Origin of the sequence: Desulfosporosinus meridiei DSM 13257 (genome assembly GCF_000231385.2) — a bacterium.
GTDB lineage: Bacteria > Bacillota > Desulfitobacteriia > Desulfitobacteriales > Desulfitobacteriaceae > Desulfosporosinus > Desulfosporosinus meridiei.
In genome coordinates, this window is record NC_018515.1 from 2,621,159 (window position 1) to 2,642,636 (window position 21,478).

The window sequence follows — 21,478 nt, forward strand, 5'->3', positions numbered from 1 at the left end:
TAAAGCTTAAGGAATGACGAGAAAAAATAGGAGCAAGAAATTTTCTTGCTCCTATTTTTTGGATATGGATAAATTGTTACGAATTGTCCTTTGAGATTAGGATCATCTTTTTTTATTTTTTCATTTTACTAACAGGTATAAATCCTGCCTTCTCTACATTCTTTTCTTGGAATTCTGTACTTAAAATGTAATCCAGGAAAAGTTTGACGGTACCGGTAGGTTCCCCTTTAGTGTACATATGCTCATAAGAGTAAATTGGATACTGGCCGTTAATAACAGTTTCTGGGCTGTATGCTACACCATTAAACTTCAAAGCCTTAACTGTGTCTTTCAAGTAGGCAGCATCGATATAGCCTATAGCACCTGGAGTTTGAGCGACACCTGTCAGTAAATTACCTGTTGAATCTTGCGCAGCTGCTGCATCAGTCATTTTTTTGCCATCCATAACAATCTTTTCAATATTTAAACGGGTTCCAGAAGAAGCAGCACGGCCAATTATTGAGACTTTCATATCTTTACCGCCAACGTCTTTCCAGTTGGTGACTTTACCGGTAAATATATCTGCCGCTTGTTCTTTCGTTAAACTATCAACGGTGACATCTTTATTAACTATTAGTAAGAAGGGAGCTACACAGACTTGGTGATCAACTAATCCTGCGCTTTTAAGCTCATCCGGGCTGACAACGTCAGAATTACCAATTTCAATGGAGCCGCTAGCTACATTGTTTAAACCTGTCATAGAACCACCGCCGCTAAGGTTCACTTGCACCCCGGAATTTTGAGCCATAAAATCATCGGCTGCCAATTTTACGAGTGGTTGGAGAGCTGTTGATCCTGCGGCAGAAATTGTTTTCTTATCAATTGAGGTTGAGTTTGAAGATGGTGCTGGGGTTGTAGTTGGTGCTGCAGTCTGTCCACACCCTACTAGAGCAAGCATAGCAATGAGAGTAGTACTTACAAGTGCAATTTTCGATTTAGATTTAAACAATTTTAGTTCCTCCCTTAATTTACTCAGGTACAAGATGATTATAATAGACGATTGTAAAGTGTTAATGAAATCAATGTAAAGTTTGAGTTAAAATTCAGTGTTTGCGCCGGTGAGTAAAAGTATATCCAACTCCGCGCACAGAATCTAGAACCGGTCCTAAGGCTTTTAATTTATTTCTGAGGTGACTGATATGCACATCCAGCGCTCTGGTTCCGGAGCCGGAAAGGTTGCCCCAGACCTTTTGAATTAAATATTCTCGGCTAAAGACTTGGTAGGGATTTGACACGAAGAGAACAAGTAATTCAAATTCTTTCACTGTTAGGTTCAAAGGCTGTTCAGATAATCTTACAGTATAATTTTCTTTCCTAATTTCAAGTTCTCCCCACCTCAACAGGCTTTCCTGGGGATCTGCTTTACGATGAACTTCTCTGAGTCTGGCTTTAATTCTGGCCAACAATTCTCGAGGACTAAAGGGTTTTGTTAAATAATCATCCGCCCCTAGCTCAAGTCCGATTATTTTGTCGGTAATATCATCATTTACACTTAGCATTATTATTGGAATAGCTTGGGTATCTTCTAAGGAACGCAAGGTTTTAATGACATCAAATCCACTTATCAATGGAAGAGCTAAATCAAGAATAATAAGTTCTGGTCGGTTACTTCTGGCAAATTCGATACCCAGTTCGCCATCAGCGGAATTAAATACAGTAAACCCTTCAATTTCTAAGCTGGTTTTAATGACTTCTTGAATTTGCCTATCGTCTTCAATGACTAGAATACTGGCCATAAGAAAACTCCCCTCAATAAGGTCCCCCCTTTACTCGGTTCGCAACGTTGTTTTCGATACTCTTATCATAATTGACAAATGTAAAGTCTTAATGAACTGAAAGTAAAGTTCCCGTTAAATATTCTCCTCTTTAGGTAAACTGTTGACCTTTAAGAAATCATCCTCTTCTTACGGGTACTTAGGATTAATTTAAACATAGCATTAACAGTCCCTCCCGTAGATCGGCCCGTTAATGCTATAGCTGCCTTTTCTCGCATCCTGGTAATTTCCTGAGGATTTGTTAAATAGTACTCGATGAGCTGATGCAGATCTTGTTCACTATTAGCTAGGTTTCCTGCTCCCAGACGCTGTACAAAATCCGCATTTGCTTCCTCCTGACCCGGTAGTGCTCTGTAGATTAAGAGCGGCAAGTTTTTGCTAAGAGCCTCGGTAACTGTCAGTCCTCCGGCCTTCGTTATGAGTAACGAAGCAATTGACATTAGATCCTCCACATTATGAACGTAGGCCATCCTTAGAATAGGATTACGGGAGTGTTCAACCAACTCGTCTAAGGCATGAAAGAGTTGCTTGTTTTTGCCGCATACAATAATAGTCTGAACAGAAACATGCGAATTTGCGAGACTTTCGCAAATCCTTTTTATTCCTTTTGCCTCTTCATATGCCCCTCCCATCAGTAAAAATATGGGCAGCTTCGGATTCAAACCAAGTTTTTTAATAATGGTTTCCTTATCTTTGTCTAAATTGAACTTTGGACTAATCGGAATCCCAGTTGTAAAAATTTTCTCTGGTTTTATTCCCCAAGCTATCAGAGTCTCCTTAACTTCATCACAAGCTGCCACATACCCATCTACACCCGGGTGTACCCAGTGACTGTGCACTGTATAATCCGTAATGATTGTGATCAGTGGTATATGCAGAATTTGTTCGATTCTGAGTTGAGCTAATATCGAAGAAACCGTTGGATATGTGCAAACAATCAGATCCGGAGCAAATGACTGAATATATCTAAGAAATTCTTTCCGTCCTAACTGGTTTAAGAAACGTTGAGCAATCGAATCAGGCTGAAATTGAGAAGTTTTATAATAGAACTTCCCCCAGAGTTTTGGGGTGTGTTTAATCATCTCCATATAAAGGTTTTTGGCCATGCTATTAAACCGTTTACTAAGAAAATCACCAAAATCCAGATGATTGATGGTGGCTTCAGGTTCCTTTATAAGTATTTCTTCAATGACTGCTTCTGCAGCTCGGTAATGACCATTGCCAAATCCAGCAGAAAATATAAGGATTCTCGAATGCTTCACAATTTATCCCACCTTCAATAATTACTCTTGCTTTCTTGGAATAAGCCGGTTAAGTGTGATCTCAACAATGCTCTCGGGCATCATTTCGTAATCGTCTGTCGTCAAATAACTTGACAGCAAACTCTAAAAATCCTGCAGTGGTAGAAATTGTCAAAGGGATTAGGACTTTAGAAGCTTTTTCGTAGCTTTCTTCTGAACACCCATCCTTTTGGGAAACCAAACTGAACAAGGGAAGTGATTGTTGAGCATTGTAGTCAATCCATTGAGCGGGGTGAGAAAAGGGCAGATACATGCCACACTCGACAGGAAACCTGCTCCAATTTTGAGAGGCCCATGCTTCAAACTCCTTATGTCCGTCAAAAAGTATGCCCAGTGAATGGTGTGGTACGCACATGTCCTGCACTAGGTGTAGGGCTGCGCCAAAAAAGAACATTCCTTTGGCAATATCTCTAGGCAAAAAACTAATAGCTTTATTGAAATAGTATTGGCACTCCGCAGTCGCATCAGGCCACCCAGAGATTCCTTGCTTGTTTGGATGACTGTAAAAATGATTAATATTTTTCCATCCGCGATCCGCCCAGTATAACCCCCCTGTAAGTTCGGTGTGATAGAGTTCAAATAAACTTGCCGTCAATTCTTTACCATCAGACTTCAATATCTTATAGGCTGCTTCAAGACAATGCACATGGGTTACACCGGGGGCGTCCAGAAAATATTGCAAGGGAATTGTTGGAGCAAGTAGTATTTTCGTCATTCTGCTAAGTGTTTGACCAATAATCCGTTCATACATATGAAATAACCTCTCCTTCTTGTTTATAGTAGAAATGCAGATTAAAAGAAGCAATTATTCATTTTCTAATCTGAGATCAATTTTACGTCATGAGTGTAAAGAAAATATTATTCCTTGGTTAAAATTCCATAGGATTTGTTAAATTTGAGTTATTTCCTCAAGATATACTGAGGATCTTACCAGAATAAGATAAAACCAGAAACAATTACTCTTCAACTAATCATAAACTAGTTAAGGATGCATATAGAGGATATATTTAACACTAAATTAATATTCAGTTCATCAAACCTTTACAATAAGACATTATTATTTAGTAAGGATATTTATAAATCATGCTGATATCAAGGAAGTGTTTGAATAAAAAGGAGTTTTCTAATGTTTAAGTCGGTAGATATGAGCCAACGAAAACTATGCCGTCTTTTAAGAGAAGACAAAACGATCTGGGTCCTATACCTGGATATTGTTAAATTTCAGGAGGTGGAATTTCGCTACGGCTATAAAATCTGCAGACAAATCCTCGACGAAATTGAGCGTGAAATCAATCAAACGATTAAACAGCAACGTAACCTTTACCTGTTTTCTCATTTTGAATCTCGTGGTGGGGACGATTTTGTCGTTTATTTCGTACCTGGCAAAAACATTTCCTGGAATATTACAGAAGTTATCGAAAAATGGATAACTCCTCTGGAAACAAGGTTTAACCATCGAATACGGAAATTAGTTAATGAGAAAATAAGTCTTCGCTCCGGACTCGCCCAGTGCAGCAATGAACCTACTCGTAGTCCCGATTATTTACTTTATGCTGCCGTAAAAGAAGCTTTTCTGCTTAATAAATCAGAGCCTGATCCAAATTTTTTTGCCCGCCGTCAAGAAATTGCCTATTTAATCGATGATCCGGGCAAACACTTGAAGGCAGCTTTTCAACCTATCATTGATGCGCGAAGTGGAGAAGTCTTCGGATTTGAAGCACTAGCTCGTATCCCTAACTCTACTTGCTTCAACAATATTGCCGACCTCTTCCCTTTTGCAGAAAAGATCGGTCTCCTCTATCCCATCGAAACACTTTGCCGCCGCCAAGCCATTTCATCCTTCCCCCAGATTTCTCTGAATAAAGAACGTCTCTTTCTCAACATTAACCCTCTCGTACTTATTGATCCAGAATTCGGCTCGGGAAACACAAGAAAGCTACTCAATGAAAAAGGCTTAACTCCTGCGGACGTTGTCTTGGAAATCACCGAGAGAAGCTCCATCGAGGACTATTCTACCTTTCGGGATGCCTTAGACCATTATCGAAATCAAGGATATTTAATTGCCCTCGATGATGTGGGTGCCGGCTACTCTTCATTGCAATCTGTCGCGGAACTTCACCCTGATTATCTTAAAATCGACCGCTCTTTGATCAAAGGTGTAAATGCTGATCCCATCAAATGGGCCTTATTAGAAACCTTCGTAACCTTTTCCAAACGTATAGGCTGCCGCATCATCGCCGAAGGCGTAGAAACTGCCGAAGAAATGCGTACGGTTGTTCAATTAGGGGTGGATTACATCCAAGGATTCTACATAGCAAGTCCTGGCTTTGAACGACCCATCCTTAATCCGCTTAAAGAAATATTAAGTCCAACACTTCGTCATAAGTCTATTGAACAAAACTCAATTCTTTCCATGGTCGAACCCTTACCTCTCTTCACGGTTCATACCCTGGTCAATGAAGTTGAAGCTTATTTTCGCGAACATCCTCATCTATGGTTAGTAGGGATTATAGAAGACTCTCGTTTAGTTGGCGTCATGCAGCGGGATAGGCTATTTGCCGCTTTGGGTACTCGCTACGGTGTTACACTTTATTTAGAACGAACTGTAACAATTCTGATGGATACCAATCCTTTAATTGTTGAAGACACCACTCCCTTAGAAGTGGTGTCTAGTCTAGCTATGCAACGTTCAGGTTCACAGCTATATGACGGGATTATTGTTGCTAATCAACGTAAGCCAGTAGGTATGGTCTCAGTAGCTAATTTAATCAAAACAATGGCCGAGCGACAAATTCAAATTGCCAAAGGAGCTAACCCTTTAACCGGATTACCCGGCAATCTTCTTATCGATCAAGAAATTCGCCAACACTTAGATCGCAAGACGACCTTTGGTCTAATTTATGTAGATCTTAACAAATTTAAATATTACAACGATAAATACGGCTTTCAGCAGGGTGATGTAGCTATCAAAGTATTAAGTGAGGTTTTGGTTAATTCATCTCAAAACCTGGCTGAGGATTCCTTTATCGGTCATATCGGCGGTGATGACTTTATTATTATCTCTTCGCCTACAGGTCTGGAACAGTTAGCAAAGGAGATCCTCCATCAGTTTGAGCAATCTTGCCTGCAGATCACTGGATCAGAATATTTAAGTGTTGCGTTAGCTGGTCTCATCATAAATCCAGACCATAGCAGCACGCCCTTACTCGTCTCTGAAAGAGCCGCTCAGATCAAGAAAGAAGTAAAGGCAATAGGAGGAAACTCTTATATATTGCGCTAGGGGGAACAGTATCAATGAAGAGTTTTAATCTAAGCAAGTTTAAATTCAGTTTCCATAACTATAGTCGTAAAAGCTTTGGACGACCAAAATTTATATTACCCCATTTCAAATTGATAAAAACCATAAGACCGAAATTTACTTGGTTTAAGAATTGGAAAACATTTTCTAAAATCAATGCTTTAGTCGTGGTCATGATACTCTTTATGCTGGGACTAAGTTATCTGGGCTATTATTATTATCGGCAAGCTAAAGTAGCCATGAATGAAATTTATTCAAACTCTCTAATCTCTGTAAAACTAATCAATGATGCACATGCCAATGTGCGAATGATTCGTAGTGTTAATACTGAGCTGCTCTTAGCCCCCGTTGATCCTTCTCAAAAACAAAACCTTCTCATTCAGACCACAGTTTTACTGAGTTTAATCAATGAGTCTCTGGATAACTATACCCCTCTGGCCCAGGAATCCTTGGAAACGATTAAATTAGCTAAAGTAAGAGATAATCTTTTAAAATTCAGTGAAGAATGGCAGCAGATTGTCCCGATGATCGATAGTAATGACAAGCAGGCTGCATATTCCTACTATGTGAATAACCTGACGCCAATTTTAGAAGAGATTAACACCCTCCTTCCTGAGTTAGTTGAATTTAGTGCTCAGAAAGCAAAGAGTACCATTGTGCGCGAAAATTTAAATTTCCTCCAGGCTGAGAAAGTATTATTCGGCTTCCCCCTTGTGACTGCCGTATTGGCTGTTGCCATTGGGGCTCTTGTAGCAAGAGCAATCTCCAAACCTCTGCAAATAATGCTTACCAATGCCCAAGAACTGGCTTCCGGAAATCTTAGGGTAAACCAGATCAGCTCTAAATCTAAAGACGAAGCAGGACAATTAGCCCAGGCCTTTAACCAGATGACAACAAGTCTAGCTACATTAGTTCGACGAGTCTCCGATTCCTCCGAAGATGTTGCCTTATCAGCCTCTCAGCTCTTAAAGATTACTGAACAAGGCTCAATGGCCTCCGGGCAAATCGCTGTGGCCGTTACAGAAGTTGCCTGTGGTACAGAAAAACAAGCTGCTGCAGTCAGCGAGACTGTAGCAGCCATTGAACAAATAAACGCCAATATTCAGACCGTTGCTGAGGCAGGTCAGCATGTTACGAACCTAGCTTCTCAAACGGCTATTACTACGGAAAATGGGCAAAGAGCTCTCAGTCAGGCCATAGAACAAATGGGAAACATCAGTAAGAGTACTCTACTTGTCAAAGGTGCTATAAATCAACTGACTGATAGCTCGGAGAAAATCGCCAACATTGCTCGCTTAATTACCACTATTACGGAACAAACAAATCTATTAGCCTTGAACGCCGCTATTGAAGCTGCTCGGGCCGGTGAACAGGGCCGTGGTTTTTCTGTAGTAGCGGATGAAGTGCGAAAGTTGGCTGAAAAAGCCAAAGCAGCAACCGGACAAATAGCTGAATTGGTGGTTGTTAACAGGGAAAACATCTCTCAAGCAAATCTGGCAATGGTTGCTGAAGAGATTCACGTTAATGATGGAATTAAAGCAGTAAATAACGTTGGTCATGGTCTTGATGATATTCTTAAAATGGTTAATGAAGTTTCAGGACAAGTAGGCGGCATTTCCTCTTCTATCCAGCAAATGGCAGGAGGCAGCCAACAAATTGTCTCAGGTGTACAGGAAATCGGTGCGGTCAGTCAAGTCAATGCCAATCAGGCTTCCAAGGTTTCAACGGCAATTGAGGAGTTTACATGTTCTATTGATGAGATAAGCCTTTCTTGCCAGAGTTTAACAAATTCAGCTCAAGATTTGCAAATCGGGGTTAGCAGCTTTAGACTCTAGAAACACTTTCTAGAACCATTTAATACAAAGAAATCTTATTACAAGCTCTAAAATGAGGTCAGCATTTAGCTAGGCCTCATTGTATTTGGTGTTTCCAAATGGTTTGACTGTTAGATAGCATTGTCGCTCTTCTTTACGAAAAAGAATAAAATTTTTGCATAGAATGATTATCCTTGACTTTTATTAATACGTAGAAAATTTTGAAGTAATAGCTAAAAAAAGCAAATATATATATTGACAAATACTTATTTAATATGTTAATATATATCATTTTGCCAATCAACTAATTCTATGTTATACTTATAAAGATCACTCAGGAGGTGGATTAATGTTTCAAATTAGCGACAAAGTTCTTTATCCAATGCTTGGTGTAGGTATTATTGAAGCTATTGAAGAGCGAGAGGTATTGGGAAAAAACAAGCTTTTCTATAAATTGAATATGCCTCAAAACAATATGCAAATTATTATTCCGATAGAAAAAGCTACGACGCTTGGTATCCGTCAGATAGTTGAGCCGGATATCTTAGAAAATATTCTTACAGATTTCCACATTGGAAATACAGATCCAAGTATCTATGAAGACCGCCGTTATTGTAGAGATCTAAATAAAAGCAAAATAAAAACCGGCGATATTTACAAGGGAACTGAAATCATTCGGGATTTAATGCGAAAAAACCAAAGAAAACAGCTCGGAGCAGAAGACAAGACTATGTTAAACAGTGCCCGTCGGATGTTTATCAGCGAGGTTATGCAAGTCAAAGGAATTGCGCAGGAACAAGCCGACCTTCTGTTAGATGAAGTGCTATTAATTTTCAAACAAGAGACAGTTTTAACACAATGTTAACTGTTCTTTTTTTGTCTAAATTCTGTTACAATATTTTACCACTTTCATGAAATCACAGTATAATAAAAAAACCCGCAATTACTTGCGGGAGAATAGTTAATTTGGTGCGCCACCCAGGATTCGAACCAGGGACCTGCCGATTAAGAGTCGGATGCTCTACCAGCTGAGCTAGTGGCGCACAAGCGACATTTAGAATTATACCCCAGTAGATTATTACTGTCAATAACTTTTTTATTATGCTATATGATTATATTTTAATTATATAGCAAGTTATTCTAGCGGTTATTTAATTAATGTCAGCAGCCAAATTCAGAATAGCTTGAGCATAAACTTTAGTGGTTAAAAGCAGGTTATCGATAGAAATAAATTCATCAGGACAATGAATTCCATCCGGTTCACCGGGAAGGACGGGTCCGAAGGCTACTCCTTGGGGAATGGCCTTGGCATAAGTTCCACCGCCAATTGCGAAGGCATATGGTTCCAGGCCTGTTACCTCTGCATAGGCCTTCAGCAAAGATTGCACCAAGGGGCTGTCTTTGGGAACATGATGGGCTTCTTGATGATTAATGATCTCCACGCTAAATTGCTGGTTAAGAGCAATTTTTTTAATCGGCTGAAAAACTTCATCTCGCTTATAAGTTACCGGATAACGGATATCAATTACAAAACGAGTATTAATTGATGTCATCTCTAAAATGCCAAGATTAAGTGAAAGTTGACCGGAGGGTTCATCACTCAAGGCTATCCCAAATCCTTCTCCGTGGAAGCCCATTCCCGGATAGACCGAGATAAAATCAAGGGTTTGTTGCTCTTCAGCGCTCAGTGGCAGTGTTTTAAGAAATTGTACAGCGTAAAGCGCAGCATTCTTGCCATTTTGGGGGAGACTTCCATGGGCACTTGTTCCTTGGAAAAGCAGCTTAATTTCGGACTCGGATTTCTTGCTGATTATTGACGCACTTACTCCTTCCGGAAATACATAATTGTCTAATTGCTGGGCAATACCTTCATAAGAGAGCCCTTGGAGAATAACATCGCAGCGATCCGGAACAACATTTGCTCGTTCTCCGCCGCGAATACTAACAATGTGGGCAAAGGATGGTGAATGGGGCTTTGAGATTTCTAAATGAAGTATTCCTTTTTCGGCGTGAATTACAGGAAACTCAGCATCGGGAGCAAATCCCATTTGCGGGGTTTCTTCTTTTTTAAAGTAATAATCCATGTCTGCCCAACCTGACTCCTCGTCAGTACCTAAGATGAGGCGAACCCTCATCTTCAGAGGGATATTGGCATCCTTAATGGCTTTCATGGCAAAAAGAGCCGCCAAGGAAGGTCCCTTATCATCTAAGGCTCCCCTACCAAAAATCTTGCCATCTACGATATTTGCACCATAAGGCGGCACTGACCAGCCATCTCCTTCCGGAACAACGTCAAGATGACCAAGAATACCTAACAATTCACCCGTTCCCATCTCAATATGACCTGCGTACCCTTCAACGTTTTTGACCTGGAAACCCAAGGATTTTCCCAGGTCTAAGGTCCACTCTAAAGCTTCTTTAACTCCCAATCCAAAGGGGGCACCCTTGGAAATATGTTCTTCGTCTTTAACACTCTTTATTTGGATACAAGCTTGTACCGCGGATATAATTTCAGCTTTCATTGAATCAATCTGTTGATCGAGATGCATATATTATTCCTCCGAATTAATTATTTACCTAAGTCATCCTAGCTTACCCTGTTTAAGAAATGATAAACTCTTCATCACTGAGATATGGGTGAAAACTTCACCTCGACTGCCGAACCTCTTATTACAATCTTACCCGGTTGCGGGGACTGCTGGATTGCTAATCCGGTCCCCGAGAAGTTAAAATGCAGCTCTGATTTTGCTAGGGTTTCCCCTACTTCCCTCATTGTCATCCCTGTAAGATCAGGAATGACAATTTCTCCTCCAACAGGTACCCGCTCTGGAACAACCTGTTGAGGGGCGGGTCTAACAGCTGTATCACTGGGGGAAATAGTCACAGTGCTCTGAGTATCGTTAGCCACCGGCAGACCATAGTATTGCAGGGCACCCTCAATAATTGCTTTTGCCCTAGGGCCTGCCAAGGTACCCCCCTGATGTCCATCCTCTGTGTTTGGAGTATCAATTATTACAAGTACCGCAATCTTAGGATCTTCAGCAGGAGCATAAGCTGCAAAGGAAGCAACGAAGTCTGTTTTTGAATAAGCACCGGTTGCAGGATCTACCTTCTGAGCAGTTCCAGTCTTCCCAGCTACGCGGATGCCGGGAATATGGGCTGTATGGCCTGTTCCATTGGAGACAACTTCTTCGAGAATATTAGTCATCTGAGCTGCCGTTGATTGCGATATAACTTGCCGAACAGGAGTTGGTTTTTGTTGCTGAACAATTTGACCATCAAAGGATGAAATCTTATCAACAATATAGGGCCGGTAGAGAGTACCGCCATTGGCAACTGCTGATATTGCCGTAAGCAGTTGGATCGGAGTGACAGAGTTGGCTTGTCCAAATGACATAGTGGCAACATCAATATCACGCACCCTCTCTGCGGGCAAGAGTAATCCACTTTCCTCACCTGAGATATCTATGCCGGTTTTTTGTCCAAAGCCAAAGGCCTTTAGGTAGGTATCGAACCTTTCTTTACCTAACCTATTTCCGACTTGTGCTAAAACAACGTTAGAAGAAAGCTGCATTCCTTTTGTAAAGGTAATGAAGCCATGGGGCTTTTGGTCAGAATCCCAGTTGGTTATATAGAGAGGAGGAATCCTTAAAAAACCGGGATCGTCAAAGGTTTCATCCGGTTGAATAAGGCCTTCTTCTAAAGCCGCAGCTCCTGTAATAATCTTAAAGGTTGAGCCCGGTTCATAGGACATACTAATGGCTAAATTTCTCCGAACCTCAGGGGCAACCTTTGCGTAGTCAGTCGGATCAAAGGATGGACGTGAACCCATGCCCAGCACTCGACCTGTCTTTGGATCCATTGCCAAAATTGTGACACTTTTAGCATTCGTTGCTTTTTGAGCTTCATCTAATTGTTGCTCAATGTAGTATTGAATTGTTGAATCTATGGTTAAGTTAATTGAGTTACCGGGTCTTGACGGGTCACCTTGATTAAGGGCGTCCAAGATTGAGCGGGCTCTTGTATCTTGTTCTTTAGATTGAAACCCGGGTTTGCCAAACAACTCCTTATCATAGTAGTATTCAGCACCTTCCACCCCATGACCATCTTGATTGACAATTCCAAGAACAGAGGAAGCAAAAACACCCATGGGATAAATACGCTTCTCTTCATCGGAACAACCAACTCCGGGTATCTTTAAGGCTAATATTTCATCAGCTTTTGCTACCTCAACTTGGTGAGCCAGATTTACCCAGGAGAGATCCTTGTTTAATTTGTCCAGTATTTCTTGGGGATCTACCTCTAGGATGCCGCCCAGTTCTTTAGCCACATCATCCTTACTCTTTTTAAATTGGTTTTTTTCGATTGTGCTATCGAGAGTCCTTGGATCAGCATATACTTGTTTTACCGGAATACTTTGTGCTAATACATTTCCTTGAGCATCAAAAATCACCCCTCGATCAGGCCTGAGGCTCTGATCAATAGTACGTCTCTCAATACCCTTGGCCTTTAAGTCAGATGCCTGTACAACTTGGAGAAAGACGAGCCTGCCAAACACTATTACGACTACACTCAGTAAAATCACTTGAACCCAACGATCGCGAGAAAAATATTTCACCTTTGACTTAGTTTTCACAGTGCCCCTCCTATGCCTAAAAGAACTTACGCTTTCTTAACTAACGATGACCCGTTACGAAGTCACCTTGCTAAGAAACCGCAAGCTCTTGATTCTATTTTGTCCCTTGAAAAGAGAATAATACACACCGCTATAGAGGTATTTTTTTGAAACACTTGGAACAATTAGCACGCTGCACTGAGTTAATTTACACTTAGTTTTGATAGGAGCATCGTCGTTAGAAAGCCAATAATCAGACCTCCCAGGTGGGCATAATTATCAATCCCTGGTTGAGTAAGCCCAAATCCGAAATTGATAATTATAACTATGACTAAATTCATCCCTAAACCGGATTTCCAGAGGGATGGTCTTTTTAGACTATAATACAAAAGCGCTCCTAATAACCCAAAAATCGCACCCGAAGCTCCTGCAGATAAGGCCGTTGAAAAGAAATAGCTGGCGATGGATCCCCCCAGACCACTCATAATATAAATCACCAAAAATCGCCAATGCCCAAAATTTCTTTCACTGATGGGGCCTAAAGACCAAAGTGCATAGAGGTTAAAGAGAAGATGTAAAAACCCGATATGGATAAAAACACTTGTCAGAAAACGCCATAGTTCGCCTGCCTGAATTAACGGGTTAACTTTAGCTCCAAAGGCAATCAGGACAGATTGATTTTCTGATCCCCCTGCTAAAGTCATTAGGATAAAGACAACTATGTTAATACCGAAAAGAACGTAAGTTAAAAATGGCTTAAAGTCCTCAACATCCGGTTTGGCAAACCCAGATAGAGCATCCTTTCCACTGGCCAGTTGTCGCAGCCAGTTGGGAATCAAGGTATCATTTGTTGGTGGGAACGGAAAGAGGTTGCCTGTCTGAATATCCCAATACCATAGCTGAAGACCCGCAAAATGATGTTTTTTTAAATCAGATGAGTCTATTCCCTGAGGACAAAATACAATTACATCCCATTGTGATAAATCACTGCTTTGTAAGATTGGCTTAAAGTCTTGAGGAAGTTCATTAAGATTGCCAAAAATCAGTCCCCTATTCAGGGACTCATGAGTAGCAGATACCCAATTGCCCTCTAAGGCAACGAGTTTCCAGCCTGATTGTTGAAGAGTATTAAATATTTGAGGGAACATATCTCACCTCTGTTTCAATTTTCTCCCAACACTGCCCGCAGCAGACTAGGTATACCGTAATCATTTTTCCCGGAACCATATCCCGCATTAAGCAAAGCCATTTCCGGAAAAGTAGATTGCTTTGCTAAGGCACGAATCAGTGCTGCCCCTGTCGGAGTAATCAATTCGCCGGTAATTCCAGATTCTCGAAATTTGTAACCTTTCAAAAGCATTAGGGAAGCAGGTGCGGGCAAAGGTAACGTTCCATGAGCACATTTAACAAAACCATGTGACCAGGGCAAGGTCGATACAAGGATAGAATCTATGTTTAACTGATCCAGAGCAATACACGTCCCAACTATATCCACCAGGGAATCCACAGCCCCAACCTCGTGGAAATGAACCTTATCAATCGTCGTTCCATGAACACAGGCTTCAGCTTCGGCCAAAGCAGTAAAGACTTTAAGGGCAGTATTCTTAGACCGTTCAGATAAATCCCCACTAAGAATCATAGTTTGAATATCCGGCAGGTGGCGGTGGGAATGGCTATGATGATCTTGATTAGGGCACTCCAACTCATGGGGTTGAAGTACAACATTGATATCTGTCGCTTGAATGCCGTGAACTTGGCGCTCCTTCACTTCCAATACAAATTCTGTTAAGCCAATTGAATGAAGCTGCTTAACGATGATTTCCGGATCAGCACCTAAGGCTATCAAAGACCCTAAGGCCATATCTCCACTTATGCCTGCAAAGGCATCCCAGTATAGTATTTTCAAGTTAGATCCCCTTTCTTCCCAGCTCTCATTATGCGTCGTACTATTGCAGAAGCCAGAGAGGCAGCCCCAAATCCATTGTCGATGTTAACTACTCCAACTCCTGAAGCACAACTGTTCAGCATACTGAGTAGTGGCGCAAGACCTTGGAAATGTGCACCATAGCCAACGCTGGTTGGTACAGCAATAACCGGCTGTTCGACTAGACCTCCAACAACACTGGCTAAGGCCCCTTCCATTCCGGCAACAACGATAATTACCTCTGCTCTATCCATAAGTTCTTTCTGCTCTAACAACCGATGTATACCTGCAACTCCCACGTCAAACAAGGTGTCAACTTCATGCCCCATAAAACGAGCCGTCAGCAATGCTTCTTGAGCTACAGCTAAATCCGCAGTTCCGGCCGTCATAATCAGAATCTTACCGGGAACGGTTGGTTCTGCAAGAGGTCTGAGCAGAAGACAGCGGGCTTGTCGATCATACAAAGCATCCGGAAAGTGAGGCAAGACTATTTCGGCAGTGGGTATATCTAGTCTGGTTGCCAATACATTAAGTTCTTTGTCGCCCAGGTGTCTTAAAATTTTTATTATGTGTTCGGGTTGCTTCCCCTGGCAGAAAATCACTTCTGATTGCCCTGTTCGCAGTCCTCGATGATGATCCAATCTGGCAAAGTCTAAGTTTTCATAAGGCAAATCCTTTAATTGCTGTAAGGCACTATCTGGGGAACAGGTTCCCTGATGTACGGAGTCGAGCAGGGCTTTTAGGGTTTCTTCATTCATAAGTTGTCCTCCAGTTAAATGGGATTGAGACTTCCTGAACGTAGTCCCATTAAGTCTAATGTAACAAAGCGAAAACCCAGCTCAGACAATCTGTCTGTGATTTCTGAAGCTTCCGGAATAAATCTTGCAAATTCTTGACTGGGAATTTCGATGCGAGCCAGATCGCCGTGAACTCTGACCCGACATTCCGAGTATCCTTTTTGCTGTAGGATCCCTTCAGCACGGCTAATACTTTCCAGTAATTCCTTGGTAATTGGGTCTCCATAAGGAACCCTGGACGCGAGACAAGCCATCGAAGGTTTGTTCCAAGTAGGCAAATCACGGAGTTTTGATAAAACTCTTATTTCCGCTTTTGTTAATCCCACTTCAAAAAGCGGACTAACAATTCCCAGTTCTTGAAGAGCTAGCCTCCCTGGGCGATAATCCAGGGCATCAGAGGCATTTGTCCCTTCAATGACTACTGCATCATTTCGGTTATTCCATTTTAGGATAGTCTCAAATAGTTTCTTTTTGCAGAAATAGCAGCGATTAGGCGGGTTATCCCGAAATTCTTTAATGTTAAACACATCAAAGTCAATCACCTGTACAGGATATTTATACTTCTCTGCTAAAGAAAGTGCTTCCATTTCTTCTTGATTAGAAACCATTGCTCCTCGTGCAAGAACTCCTTGGCAGTTTTGTCCTAAGGTTTCTTGGGCGACGGCCAAAAGATAAGTTGAATCTACTCCACCGGAAAAGGCAACCAAAACAGTGTTTAACGATTTTAATTTATTAATGAGCGCAGTTTCTTTATTAAGTGCTTCTTGTCGTGTTCTATCCATTCAGGACTTATCCCTTCCTTCGTTTATATTCTACCTATTGTAGAAATGACTGTCAAAGAAACTTTGTTCATAAGAAAGAGCAAAGAAGGTTATGATCCCCCCTCTGCTCTGTGAAAAAATTACGTTTTCAGACATTTTCAGTAATTAATCACCCATTTTTCCAAGATACTCCGAATCCGCCTCTTGGATACTTCCAGTCAATATTGCCAAAGGGACACCCGATTAAGCAGGTTCCACACTCCAGGCAGCCTTCATAACCCACAGCAATACGTTTTTCTTCTTCATCCCAATCGTAGACATGGGCTGGGCAAAAACGCGTACAGGGTTTGTCTTGGCACTGCTGCAGGCATACACTTGGGTTAGCGATCTTAATGTGGCTTAGTTTATCTGTGTTAAACCGTACCAAATATAATTTATCATCTAATTTCATAAGAGCGCCCTCCATGCTCCATAAATATCCTTAAGCAAACCACCTTTAGAACGGTGTTCGAAGGCCATTTTGATAATTTCCTTTTGACGTTCTTTCTTCGGTGTTCCGTCCGCGGTTAAATACATCTTGGCAGCTCTCGAGAATAACTTGGGATAAATTTTTAGGAGATGAGTATTTTCTTCAAAGAACTTACCCATATGGCGATAGTGATGCAGGTCTTTAAGAACAAAGGAATCCCGCAGGCGGGTTTCATAAACACCCATCGCATGATCACTCACGTCTCCGGCTCGTATTGCCTGTGCCGCGACTTCCCCGGCAATTTTACCCGATATCATAGCTAGGTTCGAACCCTCACGATTCAAGGAATTCATCAGCATTGCCGTATCACCGACGACCATAACTCCTTGGCGATGAAGTTTAGGTACGTGGGTATATCCACCTTCAGGGATTAAGTGAGACAGATATTCCTTAGTTTCACCGCCTTGAAGAAGGCGTTTCACATAAGGTTTTGCTTTCATATTCTCTAATAAATCATTGGGGGTCCAATTATTACGAATTAGCTGCTGCAAAATAGTTCCAACCCCAATGGAAATCGAATCCTTATTGGTGTAGATAAATCCTACGCCCATCATTCCCGCTGTTGAATCTCCATACAATTCAATAGTGGCCCCCTGGCCTTCCTCAAGACAGAAACGGTCTTCGATCTTTTCTTTGGGTAAAGCAATTACCTCTTTGACCGTGACTGCCACTACCTCAGGTTTGAGTGGTTTGGCTAATCCGGCTTTAACTGCTATGAAGTTATTAACCCCTTCAGCCAGAATGACAACCTTCGCACCTAAATCTCCTTCAGCACGTCCTGTGCGAACTCCGACAACCTGGTCGCCTTTATATAAGAGATTTTCCACCAGTGTTTCAGTAATGATCATAACGCCGGCTTTTTCTGCTTGCTGAGCTAGCCAACGATCAAACTTCACCCTAAAAACTGAATGGGCGTTGTACGGCTCTTTCCCCCAGGCAGGATCACGATAACCAGCCAAGATTGACTCGTCGCCACTTAACATGGCAATACGCTGTTCAATGATTGGGCGTTCTAGGGGAGCGTCCTTCCAAAATTCAGGTACAACCATATCAGTAGCCTTTGTATAGAGGATCCCGCCCATGACATTCTTGGTTCCCGGATAATCACCACGTTCGATGACTACTGTTTTCATCCCGGCACGTGCAGCACTGAGCGCAGCAGATAGGCCAGCAGGACCACCGCCGATGACGATTACATCAAAGTTTTCCATGTTTGCCCCTCCTTAATTTGCCACGCCATGCTGAAGGCGTTTCTTAAACTCTGCAGTCAGTGCAGGAACTACTTGAAATAGATCTCCAACGATACCGTAATTAGCAACCTTTAAGATTGCAGCTTCCGGATCGTTATTGATGGCAATGATAAAGTCCGATGTCTCCATTCCGACTAAATGCTGGATAGCTCCGGAAATTCCGATAGCTATATATACTTTAGGACGAACCGTTACTCCTGATTGCCCCACTTGCTGATCATGAGTCAGCCAGCCTGCTTCTACAGCTCCACGGGTCCCAGCTATGGTACCCCCTAACACTTCTGCTAACTCCTCAGCAATAACCATGTTTCTTTTAGCTGCAATTCCTAAGCCTACTGCTACGATGATTTCAGCCTTATCTAAAAATGCGCTCCTAGCATCACTGCTTATAAACTCCAAGATCTTAGTGCGGAAGTTTTCTTCTTCAAGCGTAAATTCTTCTTGAATTAGTTCTCCCGCACGTCCATCCACTCGTTCGGGCATTGCCATTACTCGAGGACGAACTGTCGCCATTTGAGGACGGCTCGTTCGACAGAGAATGGTTGCCATAATATTTCCTCCAAAGGCTGGTCGAGTTTGTTGTAACAACTTTGTCTCTGGATCAATGCCCAGTACCGTACAATCTGCCGTTAAGCCTGTTTGCAGTTTGGTAGCAATTGCCGGGAATACATCTCGCCCCATCGAAGTTGCACCCATCAAGATAATCTCAGGTTGATATTTCTTTACGAGCCCGGTAATCGCCTCGGCATAAGGTTCTGATCGATAATCCTTTAGAATAGGGTGATCGATGACATACACCTTTTCAGCACCGTAAGCAAAGGCTTCTGGTATGACATTCTCAACCTGATACCCGGTTATCACTCCACTCAAGCCACATCCAATGGCATCGGCAAGTTTTCGGCCCTCACCAAGCAACTCCCAGGAAACTGGGGCAACCTTACCGTTTGTATACTCAATGATTACCCAGACACCGCTCCAGACATCTCCACCGGCCACAGGAGTTACTTGAGCTCGAATTGTTTTTTTATTGTTATCTTGAGCATAATCCTTAACGGTTTCAGGCAATGGATCTTTGAGGTTAAACTTAGACCCAGCCTCCGTATTAAGTTCATCGGAGGGCTTGGAAGGTTTCTTAACGACTGCCAGGGCATTAGTCGGGCATACTAAAGCACATTTCCCATGGTCTTCACATTTCTTGGGATCTACAACGGCTAAGCCATCAATTAGATCCAGAGCCTCTACAGGGCATTCCACGACACAAGCCCCGCACCCAATACACTTTGTCTTGTCAACGGCGACGGTCATTAGCGTTTCCCTCCCTTCGCTAGGGGACTAACCATGATTATGTTCTGTTGGAATATTTTTTGAACCACCGTTGCGGCGACACCTGACGGATCTTTCATTGCATCCATTATTTCTCCGCCACTGCGGCCAGGTGGTGCGAAAATTCTAGAAACACTAGTAGGAGATCCTTTAAGACCCATTTGCTTAGTATCAAAGGGTAGAGAGTTAACATCCCATACCTCAGGCTCATAAGTAGCGGCTTTCATCATATTAGGCAGAGTGGCATAACGCAAATCATTGAGTTCTTTCTCAACTGTCAACAATGCCGGCAACTGGGCTTGAACAACTTGACGCCCGCTTTCTGTCTTGCGTTCTACTGTAATAGTAGTTTCAGTAAGCTCTCTAACCTTAATTACATAGGTCAACTGAGGAAATCCTAGGCGTTGCGCAATACCAGGGCCAGTTTGAGCTGTATCTCCATCTATTGCTTCTTTACCGGCGAAAACTACATCAATTGGTTCAGTCTCATGGATCTTTTGCAGGGCCATTGAAAGAATATATGCTGTAGCCAGGGAATCAGAGCCTCCAAAAGCACGATCACTAAGCAGAATTGCTCGATCAGCACCATAAGTCATCGCTTTTTTCAAGGCATCCTTGGCTTGGGGAGGACCCATACTTACTATAGTTACCTTCCCTCCGACTTTTTCCTTAAGACGAATTGCTTCTTCTAAGCCATGGGCATCATAGGGGTTGATAATAGATGGTACACCCTCTCTCATGAGGGTATTCGTCGCCGGGTCAATGCGGACTTCGGATGTATCGGGAACTTGTTTAAGGCAGACTACAAAGTTCACTATAATTCCCTCCTTTGTAAACAACATTACATAGTTTTTGAAAGAAATATTCTAAATTGAATACTATTTTCTATATTTTATTATACAAATTAAAATATTACAATATAACATATGTCATAAACATATTTAGTCATTTACATATAAATTAAATTCTAATTTATTGGAATATTCTAAAGTATTTGTTTACTTATTTTACATTTTCCAAGTATTTTTCAACTTCTACTGCTGCTAAGGCACCATCACCAACGGCAGTGGCTACTTGGCGAAGAGGCGTATTACGAATATCTCCAGCGGCATATACTCCTTTAATGTTTGTTTGCAAAAGTGAATCCGTTAGAATATAGCCACGATCATCGGTTTCGATTTCTTCACCGATAAATTGCGCATTAGGATCAGTTCCAACATAAATAAAAACTCCGTCAGCAGGGATATCCCTTGTTTCCTTGCTTTGAACATTAAGTATACGTACCCCTTCAACTTGGTTAGACCCCAGGATTTCCTCAACAACTGCATTCAGTTCAAAACGAATTTTTGGATTCTCTTTGGCACGATTCATGGCAATTTGAGAAGCCCTAAAACCAGTTCGTCTATGTACAATCGTTACTTCATCGGCAAATTTCGTCAGGTAAGAACCTTCCTCAATGGCAGCATCCCCTCCTCCTACTACAACAACCTTCTTGCCTTTAAAAAAAGCACCGTCACATGTAGCACAGTAAGAAACTCCGCTTCCTCTAAAACGATCTTCACCCGGGACTCCTAATAATCGGGGCTTGGATCCTGCAGCAATAATAATAGAATGTGCCTCAAGAACCCTATCATAGGTTTGTACTTTTTTGATAGCTCCGTTGAGCTCTAAGGTTTGAACTTCTTCAAAAATAAATTCCACACCGAAAGCAATAGCTTGCTTATGAAACAGATTCATAAGTTCATACCCGTTGACTCCGTCTGGAAACCCTGGGTAGTTTTCTATATTCTCTGTAGAAGCAGCCTGCCCACCAGGCATTGCTAACTCTATGATGGCTGCTTTTAATCCTCCACGTGCTGCATAAATTCCAGCTGTTAAACCAGCTGGACCTGCTCCCACAATAATAACGTCATACATGACTTTCAACTCCTCTTAATTACTAGCATTAATACCCCTTTAGGGTATTAATCTGTTGTTAGTATATCATAGTTTATCCAGATTTAAAAAGAATTTGCCCTTGTATATAACAAAATATATGAAGGGATTTTCATT

18 protein-coding genes and 1 tRNA gene are annotated in these 21,478 nt (G+C 41.8%); 3 read left to right on the forward strand and 16 right to left on the reverse strand.

Annotated features, from left to right (window positions below; genetic code table 11):
- Window positions 1-112 precede the first annotated feature (112 nt).
- The 4 genes from DESMER_RS12025 to DESMER_RS12040 form a co-directional block, all read right to left on the reverse strand.
- A complete protein-coding gene (locus DESMER_RS12025) occupies window positions 113-988 on the reverse strand; it encodes a phosphate ABC transporter substrate-binding protein (protein ID WP_014903326.1) in 876 nt (291 codons plus the stop codon).
- Window positions 989-1,082: 94 nt separating this feature from the next.
- The gene (locus tag DESMER_RS12030) at window positions 1,083-1,775 is read right to left on the reverse strand and encodes a response regulator transcription factor (RefSeq protein ID WP_014903327.1); all 693 of its coding nucleotides are present in this window, start codon (window positions 1,773-1,775) and stop codon (window positions 1,083-1,085) included.
- 149 nt (window positions 1,776-1,924) lie between these two features.
- A complete protein-coding gene (locus DESMER_RS12035; protein WP_014903328.1) occupies window positions 1,925-3,076 on the reverse strand; it encodes an MGDG synthase family glycosyltransferase in 1,152 nt (383 codons plus the stop codon).
- Between the two features lie 61 nt (window positions 3,077-3,137).
- Window positions 3,138-3,866 (reverse strand): zinc dependent phospholipase C family protein, encoded by a 729-nt coding sequence (locus DESMER_RS12040; protein WP_014903329.1) that lies wholly within the window; start codon window positions 3,864-3,866, stop codon window positions 3,138-3,140.
- Between the two features lie 375 nt (window positions 3,867-4,241).
- On the opposite strand from DESMER_RS12040, the gene DESMER_RS12045 reads away from it, so the two are divergent.
- The 3 genes from DESMER_RS12045 to DESMER_RS12055 all read left to right on the forward strand — a co-directional run bounded on the left by DESMER_RS12045 (window position 4,242) and on the right by DESMER_RS12055 (window position 9,092).
- Complete coding sequence (locus tag DESMER_RS12045; RefSeq protein ID WP_014903330.1) at window positions 4,242-6,395, forward strand: GGDEF domain-containing protein; 2,154 nt, start codon at window positions 4,242-4,244, stop codon at window positions 6,393-6,395.
- Between the two features lie 14 nt (window positions 6,396-6,409).
- The gene (locus DESMER_RS12050) at window positions 6,410-8,248 is read left to right on the forward strand and encodes a methyl-accepting chemotaxis protein (RefSeq protein WP_014903331.1); all 1,839 of its coding nucleotides are present in this window, start codon (window positions 6,410-6,412) and stop codon (window positions 8,246-8,248) included.
- Between the two features lie 328 nt (window positions 8,249-8,576).
- Entirely contained in the window at window positions 8,577-9,092 is a 516-nt protein-coding gene (locus DESMER_RS12055) for a CarD family transcriptional regulator (protein WP_014903332.1), read from the forward strand.
- A gap of 102 nt (window positions 9,093-9,194) precedes the next feature.
- On the opposite strand, the gene DESMER_RS12060 is transcribed toward DESMER_RS12055, so the two are convergent.
- The 12 genes from DESMER_RS12060 to trxB form a co-directional block, all read right to left on the reverse strand.
- Window positions 9,195-9,270 (reverse strand) — tRNA-Lys (locus DESMER_RS12060).
- Between the two features lie 108 nt (window positions 9,271-9,378).
- Window positions 9,379-10,776 carry a dipeptidase PepV gene (gene pepV / locus DESMER_RS12065; protein ID WP_014903333.1) on the reverse strand — a complete coding sequence of 466 codons (1,398 nt, stop codon included), beginning with the start codon at window positions 10,774-10,776 and terminating at the stop codon, window positions 9,379-9,381.
- 74 nt (window positions 10,777-10,850) lie between these two features.
- Window positions 10,851-12,863 (reverse strand): penicillin-binding protein, encoded by a 2,013-nt coding sequence (locus tag DESMER_RS12070; protein ID WP_014903334.1) that lies wholly within the window; start codon window positions 12,861-12,863, stop codon window positions 10,851-10,853.
- Between the two features lie 182 nt (window positions 12,864-13,045).
- On the reverse strand, window positions 13,046-13,990 hold the full coding sequence (locus DESMER_RS12075; RefSeq protein WP_014903335.1) for a rhomboid family intramembrane serine protease: 945 nt from the start codon (window positions 13,988-13,990) through the stop codon (window positions 13,046-13,048).
- A gap of 14 nt (window positions 13,991-14,004) precedes the next feature.
- Complete coding sequence (gene larC / locus DESMER_RS12080) at window positions 14,005-14,748, reverse strand: nickel pincer cofactor biosynthesis protein LarC (RefSeq protein ID WP_014903336.1); 744 nt, start codon at window positions 14,746-14,748, stop codon at window positions 14,005-14,007.
- Window positions 14,745-15,524, reverse strand: coding sequence for a nickel pincer cofactor biosynthesis protein LarB (larB, locus tag DESMER_RS12085; RefSeq protein WP_014903337.1), 780 nt, complete (start codon window positions 15,522-15,524; stop codon window positions 14,745-14,747). The genes larC and larB overlap by 4 nt, the downstream gene beginning before the upstream one ends.
- Window positions 15,525-15,538: 14 nt before the next feature.
- Window positions 15,539-16,345 carry an ATP-dependent sacrificial sulfur transferase LarE gene (larE, locus tag DESMER_RS12090; RefSeq protein WP_014903338.1) on the reverse strand — a complete coding sequence of 269 codons (807 nt, stop codon included), beginning with the start codon at window positions 16,343-16,345 and terminating at the stop codon, window positions 15,539-15,541.
- A gap of 148 nt (window positions 16,346-16,493) precedes the next feature.
- A complete protein-coding gene (locus DESMER_RS12095; protein WP_014903339.1) occupies window positions 16,494-16,775 on the reverse strand; it encodes a ferredoxin family protein in 282 nt (93 codons plus the stop codon).
- The gene (locus DESMER_RS12100) at window positions 16,772-18,064 is read right to left on the reverse strand and encodes an FAD-dependent oxidoreductase (RefSeq protein ID WP_014903340.1); all 1,293 of its coding nucleotides are present in this window, start codon (window positions 18,062-18,064) and stop codon (window positions 16,772-16,774) included. Before DESMER_RS12100 ends, DESMER_RS12095 begins: the two co-directional genes overlap by 4 nt.
- Window positions 18,065-18,076: 12 nt before the next feature.
- Complete coding sequence (locus tag DESMER_RS12105) at window positions 18,077-19,408, reverse strand: FAD-binding protein (protein ID WP_014903341.1); 1,332 nt, start codon at window positions 19,406-19,408, stop codon at window positions 18,077-18,079.
- The gene (locus tag DESMER_RS12110; RefSeq protein WP_014903342.1) at window positions 19,408-20,241 is read right to left on the reverse strand and encodes an electron transfer flavoprotein subunit beta/FixA family protein; all 834 of its coding nucleotides are present in this window, start codon (window positions 20,239-20,241) and stop codon (window positions 19,408-19,410) included. Before DESMER_RS12110 ends, DESMER_RS12105 begins: the two co-directional genes overlap by 1 nt.
- A 187-nt stretch (window positions 20,242-20,428) precedes the next feature.
- Window positions 20,429-21,343: a thioredoxin-disulfide reductase gene (trxB, locus tag DESMER_RS12115; RefSeq protein WP_014903343.1), complete on the reverse strand. Its 915-nt coding sequence runs from the start codon at window positions 21,341-21,343 to the stop codon at window positions 20,429-20,431.
- Between the last annotated feature and the right edge of the window lie 135 nt (window positions 21,344-21,478).

Excerpts from the sequence above, each read along its gene's own strand:
- DESMER_RS12045 (WP_014903330.1), top strand. The coding sequence starts at position 4,242 with ATGTTTAAGTCGGTAGATATGAGCCAACGAAAACTATGCCGTCTTTTA.
- DESMER_RS12105 (WP_014903341.1), bottom strand. The coding sequence starts at position 19,408 with ATGACCGTCGCCGTTGACAAGACAAAGTGTATTGGGTGCGGGGCTTGT.
- larE (WP_014903338.1), bottom strand. The coding sequence starts at position 16,345 with ATGGATAGAACACGACAAGAAGCACTTAATAAAGAAACTGCGCTCATT.
- DESMER_RS12050 (WP_014903331.1), top strand. The coding sequence starts at position 6,410 with ATGAAGAGTTTTAATCTAAGCAAGTTTAAATTCAGTTTCCATAACTAT.
- trxB (WP_014903343.1), bottom strand. The coding sequence starts at position 21,343 with ATGTATGACGTTATTATTGTGGGAGCAGGTCCAGCTGGTTTAACAGCT.
- DESMER_RS12055 (WP_014903332.1), top strand. The coding sequence starts at position 8,577 with ATGTTTCAAATTAGCGACAAAGTTCTTTATCCAATGCTTGGTGTAGGT.
- DESMER_RS12040 (WP_014903329.1), bottom strand. The coding sequence starts at position 3,866 with ATGTATGAACGGATTATTGGTCAAACACTTAGCAGAATGACGAAAATA.
- pepV (WP_014903333.1), bottom strand. The coding sequence starts at position 10,776 with ATGCATCTCGATCAACAGATTGATTCAATGAAAGCTGAAATTATATCC.
- larB (WP_014903337.1), bottom strand. The coding sequence starts at position 15,524 with ATGAATGAAGAAACCCTAAAAGCCCTGCTCGACTCCGTACATCAGGGA.
- DESMER_RS12030 (WP_014903327.1), bottom strand. The coding sequence starts at position 1,775 with ATGGCCAGTATTCTAGTCATTGAAGACGATAGGCAAATTCAAGAAGTC.
- DESMER_RS12075 (WP_014903335.1), bottom strand. The coding sequence starts at position 13,990 with ATGTTCCCTCAAATATTTAATACTCTTCAACAATCAGGCTGGAAACTC.
- DESMER_RS12095 (WP_014903339.1), bottom strand. The coding sequence starts at position 16,775 with ATGAAATTAGATGATAAATTATATTTGGTACGGTTTAACACAGATAAA.
- DESMER_RS12100 (WP_014903340.1), bottom strand. The coding sequence starts at position 18,064 with ATGGAAAACTTTGATGTAATCGTCATCGGCGGTGGTCCTGCTGGCCTA.